The sequence below is a fragment of the Sphingomonas sp. genome, assembly GCA_019635535.1.
Lineage (GTDB): Bacteria > Pseudomonadota > Alphaproteobacteria > Sphingomonadales > Sphingomonadaceae > Allosphingosinicella.
This window is the reverse complement of the sequence record JAHBZH010000001.1, coordinates 2,196,809-2,215,983: the sequence shown is the minus strand read 5'-3', so window position 1 is coordinate 2,215,983 and position 19,175 is coordinate 2,196,809. Positions and strand designations below refer to the sequence as shown.

Annotated in this window: 19 protein-coding genes and 2 tRNA genes; 8 read left to right on the top strand and 13 right to left on the bottom strand. The window is 67.8% G+C overall.

From position 1 onward, the window contains the following. Positions 1-3: 3 nt before the first annotated feature. A complete protein-coding gene (locus tag KF780_11375) occupies positions 4-1,632 on the bottom strand; it encodes a ShlB/FhaC/HecB family hemolysin secretion/activation protein (protein MBX3562398.1) in 1,629 nt (542 codons plus the stop codon). Positions 1,633-1,836: 204 nt separating this feature from the next. Here KF780_11375 and KF780_11370 point away from each other — a divergent pair, with 204 nt between their 5' ends. From KF780_11370 to nadC, 3 genes are read left to right on the top strand one after another with little or no spacing between them, the layout of a single operon-like run. Next, positions 1,837-3,144: a FecR domain-containing protein gene (locus KF780_11370; protein ID MBX3562397.1), complete on the top strand. Its 1,308-nt coding sequence runs from the start codon at positions 1,837-1,839 to the stop codon at positions 3,142-3,144. A gap of 47 nt (positions 3,145-3,191) precedes the next feature. After that, positions 3,192-5,504: an EAL domain-containing protein gene (locus KF780_11365; protein ID MBX3562396.1), complete on the top strand. Its 2,313-nt coding sequence runs from the start codon at positions 3,192-3,194 to the stop codon at positions 5,502-5,504. A 51-nt stretch (positions 5,505-5,555) separates the two neighbouring features. After that, complete coding sequence (gene nadC / locus KF780_11360) at positions 5,556-6,401, top strand: carboxylating nicotinate-nucleotide diphosphorylase (GenBank protein ID MBX3562395.1); 846 nt, start codon at positions 5,556-5,558, stop codon at positions 6,399-6,401. Here nadC and KF780_11355 read toward each other — a convergent pair. Both KF780_11355 and KF780_11350 read right to left on the bottom strand, forming a co-directional pair. Next, positions 6,398-6,838, bottom strand: coding sequence for a DUF4112 domain-containing protein (locus KF780_11355; protein ID MBX3562394.1), 441 nt, complete (start codon positions 6,836-6,838; stop codon positions 6,398-6,400). The two genes, nadC and KF780_11355, sit on opposite strands and share 4 nt — an antisense overlap. Next, complete coding sequence (locus tag KF780_11350; protein MBX3562393.1) at positions 6,838-8,256, bottom strand: ABC transporter substrate-binding protein; 1,419 nt, start codon at positions 8,254-8,256, stop codon at positions 6,838-6,840. Before KF780_11350 ends, KF780_11355 begins: the two co-directional genes overlap by 1 nt. A 168-nt stretch (positions 8,257-8,424) precedes the next feature. Here KF780_11350 and KF780_11345 point away from each other — a divergent pair, with 168 nt between their 5' ends. Then, a complete protein-coding gene (locus KF780_11345; protein MBX3562392.1) occupies positions 8,425-8,775 on the top strand; it encodes a hypothetical protein in 351 nt (116 codons plus the stop codon). A gap of 20 nt (positions 8,776-8,795) precedes the next feature. On the opposite strand, the gene KF780_11340 is transcribed toward KF780_11345, so the two are convergent. From KF780_11340 to cmk, 5 genes are all read right to left on the bottom strand, one after another. After that, the gene (locus KF780_11340; GenBank protein ID MBX3562391.1) at positions 8,796-9,041 is read right to left on the bottom strand and encodes a hypothetical protein; all 246 of its coding nucleotides are present in this window, start codon (positions 9,039-9,041) and stop codon (positions 8,796-8,798) included. Between the two features lie 119 nt (positions 9,042-9,160). Then, positions 9,161-9,247: transfer RNA gene (locus KF780_11335), tRNA-Leu, on the bottom strand. 65 nt (positions 9,248-9,312) lie between these two features. After that, on the bottom strand, positions 9,313-9,591 hold the full coding sequence (locus KF780_11330; protein ID MBX3562390.1) for an integration host factor subunit beta: 279 nt from the start codon (positions 9,589-9,591) through the stop codon (positions 9,313-9,315). 213 nt (positions 9,592-9,804) lie between these two features. Further along, positions 9,805-11,511 (bottom strand): 30S ribosomal protein S1, encoded by a 1,707-nt coding sequence (rpsA, locus tag KF780_11325; protein ID MBX3562389.1) that lies wholly within the window; start codon positions 11,509-11,511, stop codon positions 9,805-9,807. A 559-nt stretch (positions 11,512-12,070) separates the two neighbouring features. Continuing rightward, a complete protein-coding gene (gene cmk, locus KF780_11320) occupies positions 12,071-12,700 on the bottom strand; it encodes a (d)CMP kinase (protein MBX3562388.1) in 630 nt (209 codons plus the stop codon). Positions 12,701-12,860: 160 nt separating this feature from the next. On the opposite strand from cmk, the gene KF780_11315 reads away from it, so the two are divergent. Beyond that, a complete protein-coding gene (locus KF780_11315) occupies positions 12,861-13,190 on the top strand; it encodes a TIGR02300 family protein (GenBank protein ID MBX3562387.1) in 330 nt (109 codons plus the stop codon). Between the two features lie 105 nt (positions 13,191-13,295). Further along, positions 13,296-13,371: transfer RNA gene (locus KF780_11310), tRNA-Ala, on the top strand. Here KF780_11310 and KF780_11305 read toward each other — a convergent pair. The 4 genes from KF780_11305 to KF780_11290 form a co-directional block, all read right to left on the bottom strand. Then, positions 13,342-14,538, bottom strand: a complete 1,197-nt coding sequence (locus tag KF780_11305; protein MBX3562386.1) for a YcaQ family DNA glycosylase — start codon at positions 14,536-14,538, stop codon at positions 13,342-13,344. The two genes, KF780_11310 and KF780_11305, sit on opposite strands and share 30 nt — an antisense overlap. A 41-nt stretch (positions 14,539-14,579) precedes the next feature. After that, positions 14,580-14,879, bottom strand: a complete 300-nt coding sequence (locus KF780_11300) for a transcriptional regulator (protein MBX3562385.1) — start codon at positions 14,877-14,879, stop codon at positions 14,580-14,582. A gap of 2 nt (positions 14,880-14,881) precedes the next feature. Continuing rightward, positions 14,882-15,331, bottom strand: coding sequence for a hypothetical protein (locus tag KF780_11295; GenBank protein MBX3562384.1), 450 nt, complete (start codon positions 15,329-15,331; stop codon positions 14,882-14,884). Positions 15,332-15,472: 141 nt separating this feature from the next. Beyond that, complete coding sequence (locus KF780_11290; protein ID MBX3562383.1) at positions 15,473-17,026, bottom strand: YadA-like family protein; 1,554 nt, start codon at positions 17,024-17,026, stop codon at positions 15,473-15,475. Positions 17,027-17,328: 302 nt separating this feature from the next. Here KF780_11290 and KF780_11285 point away from each other — a divergent pair, with 302 nt between their 5' ends. Together KF780_11285 and KF780_11280 are read left to right on the top strand one after the other, a co-directional pair. Next, positions 17,329-17,505, top strand: a complete 177-nt coding sequence (locus tag KF780_11285; protein MBX3562382.1) for a hypothetical protein — start codon at positions 17,329-17,331, stop codon at positions 17,503-17,505. Positions 17,506-17,533: 28 nt separating this feature from the next. Beyond that, positions 17,534-17,929: a hypothetical protein gene (locus KF780_11280; protein MBX3562381.1), complete on the top strand. Its 396-nt coding sequence runs from the start codon at positions 17,534-17,536 to the stop codon at positions 17,927-17,929. Here the strand turns inward: KF780_11280 and KF780_11275 are convergent. Next, the gene (locus tag KF780_11275) at positions 17,812-19,152 is read right to left on the bottom strand and encodes an MFS transporter (protein ID MBX3562380.1); all 1,341 of its coding nucleotides are present in this window, start codon (positions 19,150-19,152) and stop codon (positions 17,812-17,814) included. The two genes, KF780_11280 and KF780_11275, sit on opposite strands and share 118 nt — an antisense overlap. Positions 19,153-19,175 lie beyond the last annotated feature (23 nt).

The following is a 19,175-nucleotide window of genomic DNA, read 5'->3' as shown; positions in this document are numbered from 1 at the left end:
AGATCAGAAGCGCGCGGCCAGCGTGAAGGAGAGGCGCGGGTCCGGCCGCGTGCCGTCGAAGCCGTCGCTGAGCGGCACGCCCAGCTCCAGCCCCGCATCGATGCGGCGGGGCAGGCTGAGCCGCACGCCGCCGCCGGCCGAGACCAGCGAGCCGCTGCCGAAGCCACCGCGCAAATTGGTCACACGCCCGCCATCGGCATAGGCGTAAAGCTGGGCACGGCGGATGACGGAGGTCGTGAGCGGAAGATCGTAGCGCAGTTCGATCGCTCCGGCCGCGCCCTCGTCGCCGGAAAATTCGCGATAGTCGTAGCCGCGCAGGAAGGCGCGGCCGCCCAGGCCCACCTCCTCGCTGGCGAGCAGGGGCCGAGAGGCGAGCTGGCCCTGGCCGCTGAGCTGGACGCTGAAACCGTCGCCCAGCACGCGGGTGTAATCGGCCCAGAAGGCCGCCTTGGTGAAGACGCCGCTGCCGTCGCGCCGCGAGGCGAGGGGATCGCCGCCGATGGTCGCATCCAGCAGGTTCAGGCCCTGGACCAGCGAAAGGCGCACGCGCAGCGTTCCGCCGCCCAGCCGGGATGCGCCAAAGGTGGAGAAAGAAGCCGTGGTCAACGTGTCGTTGCGGATGCGCGCACCCCGGCGATCCAGCCCGCTCTCGCGATGGGCGAGGTTGAGATAGACCCACAGATTGGCGGTGCGGCTGCGCAGCACAATATGGGAGAGCGAAAGCTGCGCCTCAGCCGCATCGCCGTCCAGTTCCAGCGCGCGGGCCGCGCCGCCGGCATTGGATCGGGAGAGATAGCCGGTCGCCGACAGCTCCGTCGCCGCGCCCAGCGGCAGCGCATAGCCGGCCTGCAGCAACTGGAACTCGCGCGGCTGGAGCGGCGTGACGATCCCGCCGAGGGTCAGCCGGTCGCCGCGCACGATCTGGCCGTGAAGGTCGGCGACGACGCGCGCCTTCAGCGGCCCGATCGCCGATGTGCCCCAATTGTCGAGCGTGGCCCGCACGCGCACACGATCATAGCGCGTCTCGATGCGCAGGATGTTGCGCCCGCCTTGGCGGACCAGCCGCGCCCGTCCGACGGTGACGCCTGGCTGACCGCCGGCGAGCAGCAAGCGCCGCTCCAGCGCCGCGGTGCGCACCGGTTGGCCGTCGGCGAGGGGCTGCAAGACGCGTGCGACGGTCGGGCCGCCTGGGCCGCGCGCGTCGATCGCGTCGATCCGCCCTTCGTCGATTCGCACCCGTAGGATGCCGTTCTGGACGCTTTGCCGGGGGATCCAGGCCGTCGCGAGGCCATAGCCCGCGCCGCGCGCCACTTCGGCGACCGCACGGGCAAGCGCGCGCAGCTCCTGCGGGCCGAGCGAACGGCCGAGATAGGGCTCGATCGCCGGCGCGAAGGCCGCCAGCGGCAAGATCGTCGCGCCCTCGACCCGGACCGCGCCGACCACGAACGTCGATTCCGGCGTCGTGACGTCATCCTCGGGGGTGGTCAGCTCCGGCGCTTGAGGCGCGGGGCGCGCGGGATCGTCGGCGCCGATCTCTTCGGTGATGACGCCGGGATCGGAGCGGTCCAGCTCGGGCTGGGCCTGCGCTGCGCAAGGCGAAACCGCCGCGAAAAACGCCGCAAGCATCGCCATCCGCACAGGGCGAGAACGCAAGACCGACCGGAAGACCATTGCCCCGGTCTTTACGGACAGCCCGGTAAATTTTCCCTTGAAGCCCTTATCCCGCGATTAACCTTCGCCTTTCACCCCTGCGCAAGTCGCTGACCCTATGGCGTCACTTTGGTTCGATCCGCCGCGGAGACCGGCGGGCGCGCCGTGGGGAAGAAGGACGACATCATGCGCAAGGCGATCCTGGGGCTTGCTCCCTTGTTGATGGCGATCAGCGGCGCGGCCGCAGCGCAGGCGCCGGAATGGCGGGTCACGGAAGTCAGCGGTGACGTCAGAATCACGCAAGGCGGCCAAAGCCGTGTGGCGACGCGCGGCGCGTTGCTTTCATCGGGATCGACCATCGCGACCGCCGCCAATGGGCGGGCCGTCATCGCACGCGGGCAGGAATATATCGTGGTGTCTCCCGCCAGCCGGCTCCGCCTTCCCGAAGCGGCCGAGCAGCGCGGCGGCATCGTTCAGATGCTGACCGATTGGGGCACGGCCCTGTTCCGGATCGAGCGGCGCGCGACGCCGCATTTCGGCGTCCAGACCCCCTATCTCGCCGCCGTGGTGAAAGGTACGGTCTTCACCGTCACGATCGGCGAGGCCGGCGGCTCGGTGCAGGTGACCGAGGGTGTGGTCGAGGTTTCGACGATCGACGGCGGCGCGGCGGAGCTGATCCGGCCCGGCATGATCGTCAGCGTGTCGGCCAGCGACCTGATGCAGCTCAACATCGAGGGTGAGACCAGCCGCTCGATCCGTTCCGACGGCGCGGGCGCGGTCACGGTCCCAGCGCCGCAGCCGGCGGCCTATGTCGGACCCGCCGCCTCGACGATTGAAATCGTCGCGCCGGTCAGCGAGGACGTGGTCCTGCTTGCCGAAGCGACCGGCGGGCTGATCGACGGACGGATCGGTATCGAGCTGGCCCTTGCCGATATCGCCGATCAGTCCCGGCTGGTGGTGAACCCGCCAGCGCCGGCTCCTGCCGATGACGATGTGGCGGGCACGCCGCCGGACGATGATGCGGGCACGCCGCCGGACGACGACGCGGGCACGCCGCCGGACGATGATGCCGGTACCCCGCCGGACGATGATGCGGGCACGCCGCCGGACGACGACGCGGGCACGCCGCCGGACGATGATGCCGGTACCCCGCCGGACGATGATGCGGGCACGCCGCCGGACGACGACGTGGGCACGCCGCCGGACGACGATGCCGGTACCCCGCCGGATGACGATGCGGGCACGCCGCCGGATGACGATGCGGGCACGCCTCCCGATGACGATGACGGCGGAATCGGTATCTGTTTGCCCGGCGACCTCGTCTGTATCGGAATAGGCGAAGACGCCGGCGGCGATGACAGTGACGTCGGGGTCTGCTTGCCTGGAGACCTGCTCTGCCTCGATATCAATCTGCCGGGTCTTGGCGGAAGCAATGACGAAGAAGAGTCGAATCCGAATCCGCCGCTCTGTCTGCCTTTGCTGTGTCGGCGATGACGGCCGTCGCCGTGCCCGGTCAGACGTTCTGAGGTTTGGCCTCCGTCATGGCACGGCTCGATCTCAGGTTGCTCGCGCGGTTGCTTCAGCGCCGGCATGCGATTGTCTTCGCTTTGTCGGCGCTGATGGGGCTTGCCGCCTTGTCCAGCGAGGGCAGCGTGGGAGTCGATCGCATGCTGCGCGATGCGCGCGATGCGGTGCGCGCACATCCCGCCAGCGGCGAGGTGCATGTCGTCGAAATCGATTCACGGAGCCTGCAGGCGATCTCGCAATGGCCCTGGCCGCGGCGTAATCATGCCCGGCTGGTCGATCGCCTGCACGAAGCGGGCGCCCGATCTATCGCCTTTGACGTCGATTTTTCCGCCCGCTCCAATCCGGCCGACGATGCCGCGTTCGCCGCCGCGCTCGATCGGGCGGGGGGCAGCGTCATTCTCGCCAGTCTGCGCCAGCATGCCGGTGCCGGCAGCGCCGAGATCGTCGAGAACATGCCGATAGAGCCGTTGCGGAGCAATGCCTTTACCGCATCGGTCAACATTATCGCCGATCGCGACGGGCAGGTGCGCACGATGCTGACCGGTCTGGCGATCGACGGCGCCCCGCGTCCCGCACTGGCGGCGCTGCTTGCTGAAAGCAGCGCCGAAATCGGCCAGGTCTTCCGTATCGATACATCGATCCGGCCCGAAACGATTCCCCGCCACAGCTTCATCGATGTCGTCGAAGGCCGCGTTCCGGCGGCGGCGTTGGCCGGAAAGCGCATCCTGGTGGGCGCGACCGCAATCGAAATGGGCGATCGCTATGCGGTTCCCAGGCATGGCGTGATTCCCGGGGTCGTCATCCAGGCGCTGGCGGCTGAAACCCTGATCGCGGGCCCGGGGCCGCGCGAATGGGCCGGCGGCTGGGCGCTGGCATTGGCCATAACGCTCCTTGCGGTCACGATCCGACCAGGGCGTCGGGCGGTGCGCATGACGGGTTTCGCCGGAGGCGCGATCGCCATTCTGGCGTTGCCGCTCGCCGCCGAGCAATGGTTCGCCGCTTCTTTCGCGATCGCGCCGGGCCTGCTGGCTCTGGCGAGCGCTGGGCTGCTTGCCCTTGGTTTCCACGGCGCGGGGCAATATCATCGTCGCGCGCTGACGGATCGCGCCACGGGCCTGCCCAATCGCGCCGCGCTCGAGGCGGAGGTCGGTATCGCGCCCGTGGTGTTCGCGCGGATCGAGCGGTTCGATGCGATCGCGGCCGGGCTCGGGCCTGCCGCAACGGCCACCTTGCTGTTGCGCGTCGCCGACCGGCTCGGTTTCGAGGGCCGTGTCATTCATCGCCTGGATGAAGCCAGCCTGGGCTGGGCCGAGCCGGCGGACGGTGCGGCAAGCTTGCCCGGCCGGCTGGATGCACTGGCCGCACTGATGCGGGCGCCGGTCGATTGCGGGCGTCTCGTAGATGTGACGCTCAGTTTCGGTATTGCCGATCCCGCGCCGGAGGGCATGCGACAACAGATCGCCAATGCCGCTTTGGCGGCGGGCCGGGCCGCTCGTGAGAGTGCGCGCTGGGCGCGCTTCTCGGAAGGAAAGAGCGAGGAGACGGATTGGCACCTCTCGCTGCTCGGCGAGCTCGACGCCGCGATGGCGGCCGGCCATGTCTGGAACGCCTATCAGCCCAAGCTGGACCTGCGCACGGGCCGGATCGTGGCGGTGGAAGCGCTGGTGCGCTGGGATCATGCCGAACGCGGCCGGATTCCGCCCGACGCCTTCATTCCGCTGGTCGAGGATCATGGCCGGATCGGCGCGCTGACCCGCTATGTCTTCACCGGCGCGCTGCGCGATGCAGCGGTCTGGCATCGGGCCGGCCGGCCGCTCGGCGTCGCGGTTAACGTCTCGGCCGCCCTGCTGCTCGACGAGGCCTTCGTGGCCGAATTGGCGGGTCTGATCGCCGACGCCCCGATTTCGCCGGGCGCGATCACGATCGAAGTCACCGAAACCGCGGCGATGAACCAGCCGGAACAAGCGATTGCCGCGCTGGAGCGCTGGCGCGCGCTCGGCGTCAATATCTCGATCGACGATTACGGCACCGGCCAGTCTTCGCTGGGCTATTTGCAGAAGCTCCCCGCGAGCGAGCTCAAGATCGACATGAGCTTCGTGCGCACATTGGTGGAGGACCAGCGCAACGCGATCATGGTCCGCTCGACCATCGCCATGGCGCATGAGCTCGGGCTGAAAGTGGTGGCCGAGGGCATCGAGGATGCCGAATGTCTCGCCTTGCTGGCAGGGATGGGCTGCGACACCGCGCAGGGCTGGCATGTCGGCAAGCCGATGCCGGCGGCCGAATTGCTCGATTTCGTCTCCAGGGAACAGGCGGCGGCCGCCTGAGCCGGCCCTTCGCCGCTTGTCCGAACGCGGCCCCGGTGGCAGGGCTGCGCCATGACCTTCACGCTCGACCGCTTCGATTTGGGCGCCTTCGTCGCCGCTACGCTCGCCGAGGATCTGGGCGATCATGGCGATGTCACGTCCGCCGCCGTCATTCCGGCCGATGCGCGCTTCTCCGGCGTGATGGACAGCCGCGAGGCGATCGTCGTCGCCGGCCTGCCGGTCGCCGAGGCCTTTTTCCGAACCCTCGACCCGCAAGTGGAGATCGAACGGCTGGCGACGGACGGCGATGCAGTGCCGGCTGGAACGGACCTGCTGCGCCTTGCCGGCAATGCCCGCGCGATGCTCGCCGCCGAACGCTCCGCGCTCAACACCGTCCAGCATTTGTCCGGCATCGCGACGCTGACCCGTGCCTATGTCGATGCGATCGCCGGCACCGGGGCGATCCTGCTCGACACCCGCAAGACCATCCCGGGCCTGCGCGTGCTGGAAAAATATGCGACCCGGATGGGCGGCGCCACGAACCATCGGATGCGGCTCGACGATGCGGCGATGATCAAGGACAATCATGTTGCGGTGGCGGGATCGGTCGATGAAGCGGTGCGCCGCGCCGTCGCGGCGGGGCTGACGCGGATCATCGTCGAGGTCGACCGGATCGATCAGATCGCGCCCGCTTTGTCCGCCGGGGCCACGCACCTGCTGCTCGACAATATGGGCCCCGCGATGCTGCGCGAGTCCGTGGCGCTGGTTGCCGGCCGGGTGCCGACCGAAGCGAGCGGCGGGATCGATCTGGCAACGATCCGCGCCAAAGCGGAAACCGGCGTCACCTGTCTTTCCGTCGGCCGCATCACCCAGTCGGCGCCTGCCGCCGATATCGGACTGGACTTCGCCGCCCTTTAGCGGTGCTGTGTCACATCGCCGTCGATCGTCCGCGTCGCCGGATGGTGCTTGTCCAGCCAGCGGCGGACGATCCGCACGTTGCGGCTGTTGGAACGGAAAACGAAATCGAGCAGGTCGCCGGCAATCGGCACCGCACCGATCAGCGCGTCGAAGCCGACATTGGCGGTCATGCGCGCCAGGTGGAATTTCGACATGCCCAGATTGCGTGCTTCCCAGACGATCCACGCGCCCATCGCGGCGGTCACGATATCGCCGATCACCGGCACCAGGCCGACGATCGCGTCCAGGCCGACCGGCCGGTTGATGCCCGGCACGACGAAGACGCGCTCCAGCAGCGCCTCCATCGCCTCGATCCGGCGGCGCACCGAATGGGGGTCGCGTCCCACCGGGAGGTCGCGCGCCATCCGCTCGATTTCGGCCCGGTCGATCCGGGGCATCAGAATTCCTCCGCGATCAGCTCGCTGGCGGGGTGGCGCGCGAACTGATTCGGGCGGAAGCCGGTCAGCCGGCGGGAGACCAGCGACCAGCGCACCGGCGAACCGAGCGCGATATAGGGCGTGATCGCGGCAAGCGCGCGATCGGCCTCGACCAGTGCCGCCCGCCGCTCCTCCGCCGTTGCGGCGGCACGGGCACGGGCCAGCGCTTCGTCGGCTCGCGGGTCGCAGACCGGGCCGGCTTCGCAGGAGAATTGACGCAGATACCAGGCTCCCAGATTGGCCGGTGCGACCATGTCGACCAGCCTCAGATCGGCGGCGGCGTCCGGCGCGACGCGCACCGCGTCCACTCCGATCCGGCGCCAGTCGCGCCGCAAATGGGCGAAGAGCAGGCGATAGCCGGGGGCGTCGGGCATGGCGATGCGCATCATCGGGGGCGTCGCCAAATTCAGCGCCGCGATGGTCCGTGCCGCCAGCTCGCGGCGCATCGGCATCGGCGAATCGGCCCAGTCCGGCGCGGTGGGTTCGGGCAGCTCGGTGACTCCCCCCGGCACCAAAGCGGGGCGCGGATCGAAACCCTGCGCATCGAGTGCGCCGGCGATCGCCTCGCGATCGATCGCCATCGCGAGCGCCCTGCGAACCCGTGCGTCGGCGAGCGGCCCGTCGGCCGTGGCGAAGGCCAGGCCGAGCAGTCCCGCCGGCCGATCGAACATCAGCGTATTGCGCGGCAGGCTGGCGGCGCGCGCGATCATGAGATCGCCGATCGTGCCGCCGATGACGAATTCGATTTCGCCCTCGGCGAACCGCGTCACCGCGATCGCCGCGCGCTGGCCCCATAGCAGGATGGCGGGCTGCTCCTCCTCGTCGCCGTCTTCCGGTTCGCCCTCATCGCGGATCGGCATCAGCCGCGCCGGTGCGTTGCCCCCGGGCAGGACGCGATAGGGCCCGGTACCGTGCCCGCCCAGCATGATCGCCAATTCGGGTTGCGCCAGGAGCTGGAGGAAATTGGGGCGCGCGCCATGGAGCTGGATCTCCAGCACCTCGTCGGTCATCGCGATGATGTCGTCGATCGCCGCCAGCACGGGTTTGAAGGGGTTGCGACTGGCACGGCTGATCGCGGCGCGCAGCCGCGCGGCGACCTGTTCGGCAGTGACTCGCCGGCCGTTGGGCCAGTGGGTGCGGCGGATGCGGAAGGTGTAGCGCATGCCGTCGTCGGAGACGATCCAGCTCTGCGCCAGCGCGGGCTCGATCTCGCCGTTTGCGTCGAAGCGGACCAGCCCCTGTGCCACGGCTTCGAGCAGGAAGGCGGAAGGCGGATCGAGCGGCTCGAGATTGGGATTGTGCAGGCGCGCCGGCGCGCCGATCGCACTCACCTCCACCGGGCCTGTCGCGGGCTGGCGGCAGGCAGCGGGCGCCAGCATCGTCAGGCAAGCCAGCCCCAACAACAGCCTTCGTCCCGCAATCCGCATCCGCTCTCGCCGTCATCAGCTCCGGGCAGGTCGCGCCGGCCGGCTTCTTTTAGCCGGTCGCCGCGCAATTGCAGCCCCGCCTTTACTCCTCCTTCATCTGTGAACGGCTAAATCTGCGAGATGGACAACGGCTTCGACGACGAACCGGCCGACGGATACGATTCCGACTACAAGATGCGCCGTGCGCCGCGTCTCGCGGTCGATTGCGCGACGCACATGCAGCCGCAGAATCTGTACAATATCGAGATCAGGGTCCGCGATGTGTCCACGCTCGGCTTCATGGCCGAATGCAAGGAACCGGTTCGGATCGGCAGCTATGTCGCGCTGGACGTTCCGGGCATCGGCCCGGTCCATGCTCAGGTGCGCTGGCAGATCGGCGCCCGGATGGGCGGCATGTTCCTCGATCCGATCAGCCTCGTGCGCTGCGAATGGGTGGGCGTCAGGGCCGCCCCGGCATCCGCCGCCGCCTGACCTCCGACGCCTTCTCGCGTCTACGGGCTGACCGGCGCGTCATCGTCGTCGAATACGCCCGCCGCGAGCAGGACGCCCCCGATCACGATCGCGGCGGCCAGCACGGGTGCGATCCAGGCGCCGCCCGCAAGTTCATTGCCCTCGTCGGCGCCGGCGGCCCGTTCGATTACGGCTGGCTGCACCGAAAGCGCCGCTGCGGACTGTGCCACCGCCGGCGCTGCGATCAGCGCGGCGCCGGCCATCGGCGCGAGAAATTTCGCAAACATCTGATTTCCTTTCCGATTGTGGCATAAGGTGCCGCAAGGCGAACGGCACTGCCGAGGAAAGGATGCCTGTCATGAGTTCAACGGGGCCGCCGCGACGCCGACCTGTTTCCGCGCTGGATTGGTGCGAACGGCGGGACTCGAACCCGCACGCCCCTGGGGGCAGAAGATTTTAAGTCTCCAGCGTCTACCGGTTCCGCCACGTTCGCGCGGGACAAGAGGTGGCCGGGTCGCGGCGCCGCGTCAACGTCGTGCTGCTTCGATTCGCCGAACGTCAGACGTTCAGCCGCTCGCGCATTTCCTTGCCGGGCTTGAAATAGGGGACGCGCTTGGCATCGACGTCCACCGCCTCGCCGGTGCGCGGATTGCGGCCCTTGCGCGCATCGCGACCGCGTGTCGAGAAGGCGCCGAAGCCGCGCAGCTCGATCCGACCGCCATCCTGGAGCTGCGCGATGATCGCCTCGTAGAAGGCGCCGACGACGCGCTCGACTTCCTTGAGCGTCAGATCGGGATGATCGTCGCACAATTTCTGCACGAGTTCGGATCGGATCACGTTTCCCCCCCTGTTCGACAAACGCGGTCCGGAGAACAGGCCGAACCAGCCGCAATCCCCCGATGCGGCGCCTCGACTCGGATTAGTTGCACCGACGATCGCAAAAAGCAAGGTCGTGGCTCAAGGAAAATCCGAGCAATTCAAATAGGCTAACCAAAGACAGCGAACCAGGCGGGCGGCTCGTGCCGCCCGCCTGGAGGGTCTTGTCCCGGATCAGCTCTGCTTCTGCTTGAGCGCTTCGCCCAGGATGTCGCCCAGGCTCGCGCCGGAATCGGACGAGCCATATTGTGCAACTGCCTGCTTCTCCTCGGCGATCTGAAGCGCCTTGATCGAGAAGTTCGGTTTCTTCGAACGATCGAAGCCGATCACCATCGCGTCGAGCTTCTGGCCGTTCTGGAAACGCTCCGGACGCTGCTCGTCGCGGTCGCGGCCGAGATCGGTGCGCTTGATGAAGCCGGTCGCCCCGTCGTCGCCGATCTGGACCTCGAGCCCGCCGTCGCGCACGTCGAGCACGGTGACGGTGACGATGTCGTTCTTGGAAACGCCCCCGGCGCTGGCGCTCGTGCCCTTGGCGACGCCGCCGCGCTCGAGCTGCTTCATGCCGAGGCTGATGCGCTCCTTCTCGACATCGACGTCGAGCACGACCGCCTTCACCATCTCGCCCTTGCGATGCAGGTTGAGCGCGTCCTCGCCGGAAACGCCCCAGGCGATGTCGGACATGTGGACCATGCCGTCCACGTCGCCGTCCAGGCCGATGAACAGGCCGAATTCGGTGGCGTTCTTGACCTCGCCCTCGACTTCGGTGCCGACCGGGTGCTTGTCGGCGAAGGCGGCCCAGGGATTGGCCTGCGCCTGCTTGAGGCCGAGGCTGATCCGGCGCTTCTCCTCGTCCACCTCGATCACGGCGACCTCGACCTCCTGGGAGGTGGAGACGATCTTGCCCGGATGGACGTTCTTCTTGGTCCAGCTCATCTCGGAGACGTGGACCAGGCCCTCGATGCCCGCTTCCAGCTCCACGAAGGCGCCATATTCGGTGATGTTGGTCACGCGGCCGGTGAACACGCCGCCAACCGGATATTTGGCGCCGGCGCCTTCCCACGGATCGCTTTCGAGTTGCTTCATGCCGAGGCTGATGCGCTGCGTCTCGCGGTTGATGCGGACGATCTGGACCTTCACGGTCTGGCCGATCTCCAGCACCTCGCTCGGATGGCCGACGCGCTTGTAGCTGATGTCGGTGACGTGGAGCAGGCCGTCGATGCCGCCCAGATCGACGAAGGCGCCGTAATCGGTGATGTTCTTGACGACGCCGTCCACGACCTGGCCTTCGGTCAGGCTCTGGATCAGGCCCGAACGCTGCTCGGCGCGGGTCTCCTCCAGAATGGCGCGGCGCGACACGACGATATTGCCGCGGCGGCGGTCCATCTTCAGGATCTGGAAGGGCTGGGCGATGTCCATCAGCGGGGTGACGTCGCGGACCGGGCGGATGTCCACCTGGCTGCCCGGCAGGAAGGCGACGGCGCCGCCCAGGTCGACGGTGAAGCCGCCCTTGACGCGGCCGAAGATCACGCCGTCGACGCGGTTGCCGGCGCTATATTCGCCTTCCAGCTTGTCCCAGGCGGCTTCGCGGCGGGCGCGGTCGCGCGACAGCATCGCTTCGCCATGGGTGTTCTCGATGCGGTCGACATAGACCTCGACCTGGTCGCCGATCTTCAGCTCGGCCTTCTGGCCCGGCGCGGCGAATTCGCGCAGCGGCACGCGGCCTTCGCTCTTGAGGCCGACATCGATGACAGCGAGATCGTTCTCGATGCCGGTGACGGTGCCGACGACGACGCGGCCTTCGAAGCTTTCATTTTCGCCGCCCAGCGATTCGTTGAGCAGCGCCGCGAAATCGTCGCGGGTCGGGTTTGCCGTGGTGGCCATGAAACTCAATTCCTTACATGTCTGTTTTGCCGGCCTGGGGGTTGTCTCCCCCGGTCTTTTGCACCAGCATGCCGAGGCGGCCCCATGCCGCTCCGGCGCCCTGCGGACAGGCGGATGCGCGGCAAGCCGGAAAGGCAAAAGGCGCGCCGGGACGCGGCCCGATGCCCGCCCAAACGCGCTGCCTTGTCCTGGCTCCCGCGGGCATCCACCACCCGCCGGACGGGCGCGCATATAGGGGAGAAGCGGGAAGGGGGCAAGCGATGCGCCGCTGGCATGGCATCTCTCGGCGGCCCCCATGGTCGGGCGCCTTGATTGTTCCCCGAATGTTCTTGCAATGTAGGAATTGAAGCGCAACGCTGTTCGGATGCCCGCCGTCCATTCTTCGCCATGTGGCCCGACGCGGCCGTTCCGGCAGACCCGCTCCGGACAAATCGCGCGGGGAAGGGCGCCTCCCCCCGACATGGCGTCAACTTCGTCAACTTCCGGCCGGCATTCCGGGCGTCCGCGCGGAATCCCCGGCACGGCGAATCGGCGGGACGGCCGGTGCTTCCCGCCCGGCTCAGTTCGGGGATTTCGCCCCGCGCTTCACCGCCGCGATCGCCGTTTCGATCGCCTGCGCCGCATTCATGTCGCTGGTGTCGATCAGGATCGCGTCTCCGGCCTGCCGAAGCGGCGCGGCGCCGCGGCTGGTGTCGCGCTCGTCGCGGGCATGGATGTCGGCGAGCACGTCGGGCAGATGGACGTTGAGGCCGAGCCGCTTCAGCTCCATGTAGCGCCGCTCGGCACGCACCTGCGGGCTGGCGGTCACGAAGAGCTTCACGTCGGCCTCGGGCGCGATCACCGTGCCGATGTCGCGCCCGTCGAGCACGGCGCCACCGGCCTGGCCGGCGAAGCGGCGCTGGCGCTCCAGCAGCGCCTGGCGGACGAGCGGGTAGGTCGAGATGCGCGAGGCGATGCCGCCCACCGTCTCGCTCTTCAGCTCGGGATCGGCGAAATCGATCTGCTCGATCGCGGTGGCGCGCGCGGCGGCGAACTCGCTGTCCGGATCGCCGCCGGTCTGCAGCAGGTTGAGCGCCACCGCCCGGTAGAGCAGCCCGGTGTCCATGTGCGGCAGGTCGAAATGGCGGGCGATCGCCCGGGCGATCGTGCCCTTGCCGCTTGCCGCGGGTCCGTCGACGGCGACGATCATGCCGGCCCCGACGCGCGGGGCGCGGAAACGAGGCGGAAAGCGCGCTTCATGCGGCGGGCTTTGACAGCCGCTTGGCCATGTGGCAAGGCGCCCGCCGATCGGTGTCCACCCGCGCGGCCGGACGCCCGCCTTTCTTTTCTTCTGACGGAGACTTTCACCCATGGTGAAGCCTGAATGGGGCACCAAGCGGACCTGTCCGAAATGCGGCACCCGCTTCTACGATCTCGGCAAGGACGATCCTGTCCACTGCATCTCCTGCGGCGTCGCCTGGCAGCCCGAGCCGGTGTTGAAGTCCAAGCAGCCGCTGCCGTTCGAATCGGCCAAGCCCGAGGCGGAGGTCGAGAAGGAAGATACGGACCTGGCGGCCGGTGACGATCTGGACATCGACGTCGATGAGGATGCCGAGGAGAATCCGGACGACGAAGTCGATCTGGGCGGCGACGACGATATCGGCGTGGCCGGCTCGTCCGGGGACGACGAAGAGAGCTGAGTCTCTGGGGATCGGCGGGACGCAATAGCGCCCTTGCCACCGGGCGGCGCCTCCCTTAAATGCGCCGCTCATCCCGGGTCGCCCAGGCCCGGCGCGAAAAGGTTCGGGGCCGTAGCTCAGCTGGGAGAGCGTCGCAATGGCATTGCGAAGGTCAGGGGTTCGATCCCCCTCGGCTCCACCATTTTCCCTCTGGAATCGGCGGTTCAAGTCCAAGCCATCCGGCCATCGTCGTCAGTTCGGTGGCCAATCGCTCGGTCGTCTCCGGTGGCGCGCCCGGTTCCAGGTGGGCATTTTGCACCAGCAATCGTCCGGCTTGCCGGTCGCTCTTGAGATCGACGCGGGCGACGAGTGCGTCGTCCATCAGAAAGGGCAACACATAATAACCGTGCGTCCGTTTGTGTGCGGGCGTGTAGATCTCGATCCGGTAGCGGAAGCCGAACAGCCGTTCGGCGCGGCCGCGTTCCCAGATCAAGGGATCGAACGGGGCGAGCAATGCCTGGCCCGCGATTCGGCGCGGGCGGCGCGCTTCGGCATGGAGATAAGCGGGCTGCCGCCACCCCTCGACTGCGACGGGGAGCAAGGCGCCCTCTTCGACCAGCGCCGCGACCGCTGCCCGGCTCTCCTCCAGCCCCAGCCGGAAATAGTCGCGCAGGTCGCCGGCCGTCGCCACCCCGAGCGCGCGGGCGGCGATGTCCGTTAGCCGCCGCTGCGCCTCGGCGGGCTCGGCCGCCGGCAAGTCGCGAATCGCGGCGGGGATCGCGCGCTCGGCGAGATCGTAGACCCGTTCGAAATTGCCGCGCCGGGTGGCGGTGGCGATCCGCCCGGACCAGAATAGCCATTCCAGCGCCTGCTTGGTGGCGCCCCATTCCCACCAGCCGCTGCGACTCCTGCCGTGCTCGAAGTCGGATGCGGCCATCGGTCCTTCGTCGCGGATGCGTGCCAGGATCGCCTCGGCTTCCGCGCGCCGTTCCGACGCGAAGGCGCGCAATCCGTTCCAGCCGGCCGCGCCGCGCTCGGCCTCCGCCATGCGCCAGCGCAGCAGCGGATGCAGCTCCAGCGGCAGCAGCGAGGCCTCGTGCGCCCAATATTCGAACAGGCGCCGCTGCCGTCGCGGTCCCCATGCGGCATTGTCCAGCAATGCGCGGTCATAGGGGCCGAGCCGCGAGAAGGCGGGCAGATAATGGGCGCGGGCGAGCACGTTGACGCTGTCGATCTGGTGCAGCGCGATCCGATCGAGTGTCCGGCGCAGATGGCCGCGATCCACCGAAGCGGGACGAGGAGCGCCGAAGCCCTGCGCCGCCAGTGCGATGCGGCGCGCGGCGGCGGTGGAAAGGGGCTCGGGCGTCATCTGCCCATGAGAACAAAACGCAAACTTGTGTCAACCGCTTCCTATTCCGCCGCCAGCCGTGCCGTGGCGGCGAGACGGGTGAGCGCGTCCAGATGCGCGGCGAAGGCTTTGCGCCCCGCCGGGGTCAGGCCGAGCCAAGTGCGCTGGCGCGACGCGAAGGTCGCCTTGCGGACCTTCACATAGCCGGCCTCCTCGAGCTGCTTCACATGCTTGGACAGCACCGATTCGCTGACGCCCGTTTCCTCGCGGACGAGGGCGAATTCGGCTTCGTCCACGGCGGACAGGATCGCGCAGATCTGCAACCGGAGCGGAGCATGAATGACGGGGTCGATGCCCTCCATGCTCATCGGGCGCTCCGCAATTCCGCCTTCCAGGCGCGGTCCCAGGCATAGCCCCCGATAATCGCGCAGATGGCCCCGATGATTCCGGTCGCATAGGGCGCCCATGGCAGTTCCAGGAGGAGGCGCGCGCCCATGCCGCCCAGCATCAGCGCGACGAGAACGATCGCAAGCAGGGTCGCGATCGTCCGTGTCCTGCCCGCGCGGTAGCCATTCACTTCGATACCGGTTCGATCGACCCAGGTCCGATAAATGACCACGAGTCCGGATATGCCAACGGCTACCATGCTCATACCAAGCGCGTTGCCGAGCCCGCCGCCCGTAACCAGCAAGCCACAGAAGATGCCGTAGCACCAGCCATACCAGTTCGGGACGTCGGCGCGGGCCGCGATCCGTTTGCGCGCGGTATTGGCAAGGCTCAGCGCCGTTGCCGGGTCTGTGTCGTCCTGCTGCATATTTCCTCACTTTCCATCATGGAAAGTACTATGGCTTTCCATATTGTCAAGTGACGGGAATCCGTTGCATCGGAAAGCGTTGGGAGGAGGCGCGGTGGGGGTGCGCCTCCTCCGTTCCGACCAAGCGCGGCCAGAAAGCGATCAGAACTGGATGCCCACCCCGGCATTGGCGCCGGCGCGGCCGCGAGTATCGACCGTCGCGCCGGCGCGCACGACCGCCTGGCCGTTGTCGAGCCGGGTCGAAAGCCCGACGGCGACGGCGGCCTGACCCTGCCATGTGCCCATGCCCATGGCTATCATGCCGCGGCCGGGATCGCTGGCCTGCGGCAGGGCAGCGGCGGCGAGCGCGCCGGCGATGCCGCCATTGGCGTCCCGCCGCAAGGCAGTCATGTCGCGACCCATCAGGTCGAAGCGCAGGTCGGTATAGGCCTGGGCCTCGGCGACAGCGCTGTTCATGGCATTGTTGAGCTGGGCGACATTGATCGCGTCGGTCGGCGCCACCCCGGCGGCGACATTGTGCAGCGTGACCGGTCCTCCATTGGCGCCGACCAGAGTCACGTCATTGGAGACCGTGCCGCCATTGGGAACGGTCGGCGTATCGGCATTGGCATATTGGACCGGGCCGATCGCGCTGCCCGACACGCTGTTTTCCAGCACGGTGATCCGATTGCTGTTGGCCGCGACCTGCTGGTTGGTGTCGAACAATTGCCCGCCGTTCACCGCATCCGTCGATCCGGCGGCGAGCTGCCCGGTGCGGACATTGTGTAGGCCCACCGGCCCGCCGCTCGCGCCGACCAGGGTGGCATCGTCGGTCGGCGCGCCGGCATTGGGCGCGGTGGGCGTTGCCGCGTCGGCATAGCGGAGCGGACCGGGCGCCGGTGTACCACCGCCGCTGCCCGCTTCCAGTGCCGAGATGCGCGTGTCATGGCTCGCCACCGCATTCGCGACGCTCTGGAGCTGCGCGACGTTGACCGCGTCGGTCGGCGCCGATCCGGGCGCGACATTGGTGATCTGGCGCTCGGCCCCGGCCGTGCCTACCGAAAATTCGCCGGCCGAGAATTGCGCGCCGTCGAGCGCGAGCGCGGCATAGGCAAGCTGCGGCCCGCGCGTGGCGGTCGATCCGGCGCCGATCGCGACGCTGTTGGCGGCGCTGACCTGAGCCTCGTTCCCGATCGCGACCGATGCCGTCGCCGTCGTCTCGGTCCGAGCCCCATTGCCGAACGCGATCGAATCGATATCGCCGGCAAACGCCTCCCGGCCGTTGGCGCCGAGCCCGCTGATCCGATTGCCGCCGATCTCGATGCCGCCTTCCTGCGCCAGGCTGAGCGACGAGCTCTGGAGGTCGCAGCCGCCGGCGGGGTCGACCAGGTTTCCGTCCGTGTCGAAAATCTGCAGCGACAGCGGATCGCCGGCCGCGGCGTCCGCCAACAGGCTTGCGGCATTGATGTTGAGCTGCGGCAGGACCTGACCGACGAGCGGGATGATCGCGACCACGCCCAGGATCGAATTGACCCGGTTCTCGACCGGCGCGACGATGCCGTTCACCACCGGTGCGAGCAGGTCTGTCACGGCGGAACGCGGCAGGCGCAGGCCGGTGCAGGCGTTGACGGCCGGCGGTGTGTTCTGCGCGGCGGCTTCGCCGGCCGCGGCGGTCGTGACCAGCATGGCGATCAGCGCACGACGAACGAATTTCATGCGACCGACTGATGCAACACCTCGACGTGTCATGATTTTTCTCCAGAAACAATAAATCAATGAGATATATCATCAACGTCAAAGGTTAATGTGATTTTATTATTACAATTTACTTTGAACTATATTTCATCCATTTTGAAGTTCGCTATGGTAGCTTATCTTGATCCAGTCGCATTGAAATTTGTCGTTGCGCGCCCGTGCGAATAAAGGGTCGGATAGTGCATTGTCCCGCGTCGGGACGGAGCCGGTGCGCGGCGCGCGGCGCCTTGAAACCTTTTGGTAAATGAACTCTTAATGGTGGTGTGAATCGCCTGTCGCCCCTCATCGTCCGCCGTGTCGGTCCCTGGGCCGTGGCGCTGCACGCGGACGAGCCCGCGCTCTTCGGGGGCGCCGGGCCCGGAGCGTGGCTCGACGATCTGCGCCTGTTCGCGACCGGCTGGATCGGCGGCCTGATCTTCTTCGGAACCTTGCTGGGCTGAGCCCGCTTCGTCAGATCAGGCGGACCGTTTGCTGCGGCGCTTGCCGGAGCGGGGCGGCGGCGTCACGCTGGAGGCCTATAACCGCAATGTCGCGGTGCTGTACGGGGAGGAACGGACGCTGCCGGTGGCGTTCGCGATCGCGCCCGGAGCGCCGCTGGTCGGGGATAACGGCGAGATCGGCGCACGGGCGCGCATCCCGCTCGCGGTCAATGCCGCGCTCGTGCTCGGCTATGACGGCCGGTTCGGCAGTGGCTATGAGAGCCACCACGGCTTAGCGGGATCAGTGTCGGCTGGTGAGCCGATCGCTCACACCGTCGGCGGCAGGCCTTCGGTGTCGTCACATTCGACATCGTCGCAGGCTTTGTGCAGCTTCCAGGCGAGCCAGGCCGAGACGATGCACATGGCGGCGGCCAGCAGCAATTGATCGGCCACCGCGACGTCCGCCACCGAAAGCCCGATCGCGATCAGCGAGCCGATCACCATCGCCCCGGCATTGACGATGTTGTTGGCGGCGACGGTGCGGGCCGCCTCGCTCTTCTTCACCGTGGTGGTGAGGAAAGCGTAGAGCGGCACCACGAACATGCCGCCGGCAATGGCGATGCCGAGCAGCGAGATGAGCAAAGGCGCCGCGCCGGGATGGACCAGGAATTCGTCGATGCCGAACAGCACATCCTCGGGCGCCCCGGCCCAGCTGACGGAGACGAGATGGAAAGCGACGACGAACAGCCCCATCACCAGCACTGCGGGCATCGAATAGCGCGCCGAGACCTTTCCCTTGAGCAGCCGGTTCACCGCCACCGAGCCGATCGCGACGCCGATCGAGAAGATGGCGAGGAACAGGCTGGCCACCGCCTTGTCGGCGGTCAGCACGTTCTTCACCAGCGGCGGGAACTGGATGAACAGCACCGCGCCGATCGTCCAGAAGAAGCTGATCGAGCAGATGGCGAGGAAGAGGCGCGGGATGTGCATGGTCGCGCGGACCAATGTGATCGACGAGCGCAAAACGTTGAGATCGATCCGGTGGCCTTCCTCCAGAGCGGGGGCGGGCGGGACCTGCCGACCGGACATATAGCCGAGGATCGCGATCAGTAGCACGGCGACGGCGGACGCCTCGACCGAGATGACGCCGGCGAGGATCGTGCCGCCGAGGATGGCGATATAGGTGCCCGCCTCGACCAGCCCGGTGCCGCCCAGCACCTCATCCGGCTTCAGATGCTGTGGCAGGATCGCATATTTGATCGGTCCGAAAAATGTCGAATGAATGCCCATGGCGAGCAGGGCGGCCAGCATCAGCGGGATCGCGAACTGGTGTACCGCCAGGCCCAGCCAGGCCAGGACCAGGCCGGCGGCGCCGACCAGCATGATCAGAATTTCGCAGAATTTGACGATCCGGATGATCCGGGCCTTGTCGCGCGCGTCGGCGAGCTGCCCGGCGAGCGCCGAGAGCAGGAAGAAGGGCAGGATGAACAGCGCGGTCGCAACCGCGCTGAACCAGGTCTCCGACGCCTCGTCGTCATAGACCTGGTAGACGACGAACAGCACCATCGCGTTCTTGAACAGATTGTCGTTGAACGCGCCCAGCAACTGGGTGGTGAACAAAGGCAGGAACCGCCGCTTGCGCAGCAGGTGCATGGAGGTGGAGGCCATGGTGGGCGTGGCCCTTTAAGGTC

Bases quoted from the DNA above. Each gene is read 5' to 3' on its own strand.
- KF780_11375 (MBX3562398.1), bottom strand. From the start codon at position 1,632: ATGGCGATGCTTGCGGCGTTTTTCGCGGCGGTTTCGCCTTGCGCAGCG.
- KF780_11370 (MBX3562397.1), top strand. From the start codon at position 1,837: ATGCGCAAGGCGATCCTGGGGCTTGCTCCCTTGTTGATGGCGATCAGC.
- KF780_11365 (MBX3562396.1), top strand. From the start codon at position 3,192: ATGGCACGGCTCGATCTCAGGTTGCTCGCGCGGTTGCTTCAGCGCCGG.
- nadC (MBX3562395.1), top strand. From the start codon at position 5,556: ATGACCTTCACGCTCGACCGCTTCGATTTGGGCGCCTTCGTCGCCGCT.
- KF780_11355 (MBX3562394.1), bottom strand. From the start codon at position 6,838: ATGCCCCGGATCGACCGGGCCGAAATCGAGCGGATGGCGCGCGACCTC.
- KF780_11350 (MBX3562393.1), bottom strand. From the start codon at position 8,256: ATGCTGGCGCCCGCTGCCTGCCGCCAGCCCGCGACAGGCCCGGTGGAG.
- KF780_11345 (MBX3562392.1), top strand. From the start codon at position 8,425: ATGGACAACGGCTTCGACGACGAACCGGCCGACGGATACGATTCCGAC.
- KF780_11340 (MBX3562391.1), bottom strand. From the start codon at position 9,041: ATGTTTGCGAAATTTCTCGCGCCGATGGCCGGCGCCGCGCTGATCGCA.
- rpsA (MBX3562389.1), bottom strand. From the start codon at position 11,511: ATGGCCACCACGGCAAACCCGACCCGCGACGATTTCGCGGCGCTGCTC.
- cmk (MBX3562388.1), bottom strand. From the start codon at position 12,700: ATGATCGTCGCCGTCGACGGACCCGCGGCAAGCGGCAAGGGCACGATC.
- KF780_11315 (MBX3562387.1), top strand. From the start codon at position 12,861: ATGGTGAAGCCTGAATGGGGCACCAAGCGGACCTGTCCGAAATGCGGC.
- KF780_11305 (MBX3562386.1), bottom strand. From the start codon at position 14,538: ATGACGCCCGAGCCCCTTTCCACCGCCGCCGCGCGCCGCATCGCACTG.
- KF780_11300 (MBX3562385.1), bottom strand. From the start codon at position 14,879: ATGGAGGGCATCGACCCCGTCATTCATGCTCCGCTCCGGTTGCAGATC.
- KF780_11295 (MBX3562384.1), bottom strand. From the start codon at position 15,331: ATGCAGCAGGACGACACAGACCCGGCAACGGCGCTGAGCCTTGCCAAT.
- KF780_11290 (MBX3562383.1), bottom strand. From the start codon at position 17,026: ATGAAATTCGTTCGTCGTGCGCTGATCGCCATGCTGGTCACGACCGCC.
- KF780_11275 (MBX3562380.1), bottom strand. From the start codon at position 19,152: ATGGCCTCCACCTCCATGCACCTGCTGCGCAAGCGGCGGTTCCTGCCT.